The 3,101-nt window shown below is 42.3% G+C and carries 2 protein-coding genes; one reads left to right on the forward strand and one right to left on the reverse strand.

Annotated features, from left to right (window positions below):
* Positions 1 to 108: 108 nt before the first annotated feature.
* On the reverse strand, positions 109 to 876 hold the full coding sequence (locus tag F6K37_RS36130; protein WP_287255796.1) for a sulfotransferase: 768 nt from the start codon (positions 874 to 876) through the stop codon (positions 109 to 111).
* 587 nt (positions 877 to 1,463) lie between these two features.
* Between F6K37_RS36130 and F6K37_RS36135 the strand changes: the two genes are divergently transcribed.
* Positions 1,464 to 3,101, forward strand: a 1,638-nt coding sequence (locus tag F6K37_RS36135) for a two-partner secretion domain-containing protein (RefSeq protein WP_287255798.1), incomplete at its 3' end; no start/stop codon positions are given.

Consider the following 3,101-nt stretch of genomic DNA (forward strand, 5'->3'; position numbering starts at 1 on the left):
ACGATCAGGTACAAATCTCTGGGTTTTAGGGAGCAGGGAGCAGGGAGCAGGGAGCAGGGAGCAGGGAAGAGGCAAAAAATAATTTGTACCTCATAGCTATGATAAACGCTATAACTGAGCCTCTTGATAGTTAGCTCGGCTACACAACTCTGAATAAATTTCACGAGCTTTGGAAGATATTGGCTGATTTGCCTCAACACTAGCTAAAGCTTTGTCAGGAAAACTACGGTCTACTGTGCCATCAATAAATTCTTCAATGCGGTCAAGTCCTTGATCTGACAACACTTGGTCGTAGTGTACAAATAACCATTTGCCTTCCTTGGAGTGAGTTTGAATAATATGTTGATACATAAGTGTCCAGATTTCTACCGCTCGCTCAAAATTCATAGAAAGACTATATAAGTATTTATGCTTACTATGCACCTTCATAATGCTTGATGCCGTCGCTGCGGGGTGCCGAAATACGCACAGAAATACGGTATCCTTGAGAAACGGTTTCCAAGCTGGCAATGTGTAACAAAATCTAGGGTCTTTGAAGCAAAAAGGCTGTCGCTCAGTTAAGGTTTCTATTCTAGAGGCTATCTCCTCAGGACAATCAATCCTTTTGCCTACAGGCACCCTAGCTAGCCAGCGTTGGTATCTAGTCGGTCGGTCCTTAAACAAATTTCCCAACATTCCCCTTGGTCGAGGTGGGACAACTTTGCTTAATATATCTTCGTTAATCGCCTCAACATTCTTGGACTCAAAGTAGCCCTTTTTATTGATGCTTGTAGATGACATCATTCTGTCTCCCATGAAATACCCAGCACCACTGAGTGTACCGGCTACCATGCTAGTGCCACTGCGCCCGGAACCTATTACCAAACAGTTAAACATATATACTCACGATATCTAGTCAAGCTTCTTTCCCAATCTTCCTGGCTATAGAACATACCAGGATTACACACCCCATTGGATTCTTTGAATAACATATTTTTTATTTTATATCAAGTTTTTAGCCAGAGCTTCGAATAAATAGTTTTTAAGTTTATTTACATTTTATTACTTGATCAGACTCTGTATACCAAAGGGAATCGGGAATCGGGAATCGGGAATCGGGAATCGGGAGGGAACAAAAATTATCACAATTGATTTCGGCTCCCTATATCCCTTGCTTATCCCTTAGATACCCATCTCTATAGCTCTGGCTAACTTGATTTAACAAAAATTTACATCAATGGCTAGCCAGAATAGGTATAATAATAATTTATGTTATTATTTCCATGAGTAATAATAGTAGTTCTTGTCACAATAACGGCATCAAACCACTATTAATCAAAAATAAATTGTCAGCCGTCAGCCGTTAGCTGTCAGCTTAAAATAAACCCCACCTAACCTGCGCCGATGCGCAAGCTGAAAGCTGAAAGCTGATAGCTTAAGTAAACTAACCCTCCCAAAGATAGATCAGGAGCAGAAGCAATCCCATGGCATTAGATGTCTTGAAACGCTATAACAGTCAGTTTGGTTTAGCCCTATGCTTAGCCATTAGTGGAGCGTACGCATTTTCAGTAAACCAAGCTAATGCTCAGATTACTCCTGATGCCACTTTGCCCCAGGGGGAAAGGTCTTTGCTAGACCTGGGCTCTGGTGAGGTAAATGGGAAAATTGTTGATCTAATTAAAGGGGGAGCAATCCGAGATATCAATTTGTTCCACAGTTTCCTAGAGTTTAATGTGGGAGACGGACAAAGGGTTTATTTTGCTAATCCAGCTGGGATTGAAAATATTCTGTCTCGGGTAACTGGTGCGAATCCCTCCAATATTTTAGGAACCTTGGGTGTCAATGGTGGAGCAAATTTGTTCTTGATTAATCCCAAGGGGATTTTGTTTGGGGAGAATGCCAAGCTAGATGTATCGGGTTCCTTTGTGGGCACTACTGCTGATGGGATTGGGTTTGGCAATCAAGGAGCGTTTAGTGCTTCTAATCCAGAGCCGCCTTCGCCATTGCTAACCGTTAATCCTAATGTGTTTTTCTTTAATCAAATTCCCGGTAATATTACCAGTCAAGCTAAGTTAGAGAAGCTGGCGGTTGATAACCTGTTGTTGCTCGGTGGTGAGATTAATGTTATCGAAGATAGTAAGATATCCACCAATCAAGGTGGGAATATTCTGTTAGCGGGATTGGGCGCACCAGGACAAGTCGCATTAACTAGAGATGGTAACAAGCTGGGTTTAGATTTTCCCAATGGCGTCAAGAAAGGGAATGTTGTAGTTAATAATAGCGCTATAGAAACCTTGGTGCCAGAAGATGGTAATGTTGATGGTGGCGAAATTAGGATTATTGCTGACTCTTTGGAAGTAGAAACCTCTAATAAAGACCAGGGAATTTTTACCATAACTCAAGGGAATGGTCACAAAGGTGGTGATATTATTATCACTGCTGATTCCTCAGTTAACGTAACCACTAACAATGACGGGGAAAGTAAACCAAACCAAGGAATTTTTACCATAACTGAGGAAAACGGTGGAGCAGGCGGAAAAATTACCATCACCTCTGGCTTAATCTCTGTATCCACGTCTAAACATATAGAAGGACTAGAAGGAGAAGACCCGGACGAAGTAGAAGTAGAAGAAGACGAAGACCAGGGAATATTTACCAAAACAGCAGCAGTTGGCAGTGATGGTGGAGAGATTATCCTTACTGCTGACCGGCTTGAGGTTTCGGTTTTTGCCAATCAAGATAATCATGAGAACGATGCTGAAGACCAGGGCATCTTGAGCAAAACTACCAAACAAGCCGGAAACGGAGGAAAAATCACTATTAACGCTGGCTCGGTCTTGGTGACCTCTAAGCGTGAACCAAAGCCAAGGAAGGAAACAGAAGAAGGAATTTTTACCAAAACTGAAAAGAAAGCGGGTATTGGCGGGGATATTGAGATCAATGTGACTGGGGATGTACTGCTGACCAATAAGGGTACGATTAAGACCAAGACCACCAGTTCAGGTCAGGGTGGAACTATCGAAATCAACGCTCCTAATGGCAATGTCACCTTGCAAGATAACAGCAGAATTCAGGCTTGGACACGAGGTTCAAAGAGTAAGGATGCAACAGGAAATGGGGGA

Source organism: Moorena sp. SIO4E2 (genome assembly GCF_010671945.1).
Classification (GTDB): domain Bacteria; phylum Cyanobacteriota; class Cyanobacteriia; order Cyanobacteriales; family Coleofasciculaceae; genus Moorena; species Moorena producens.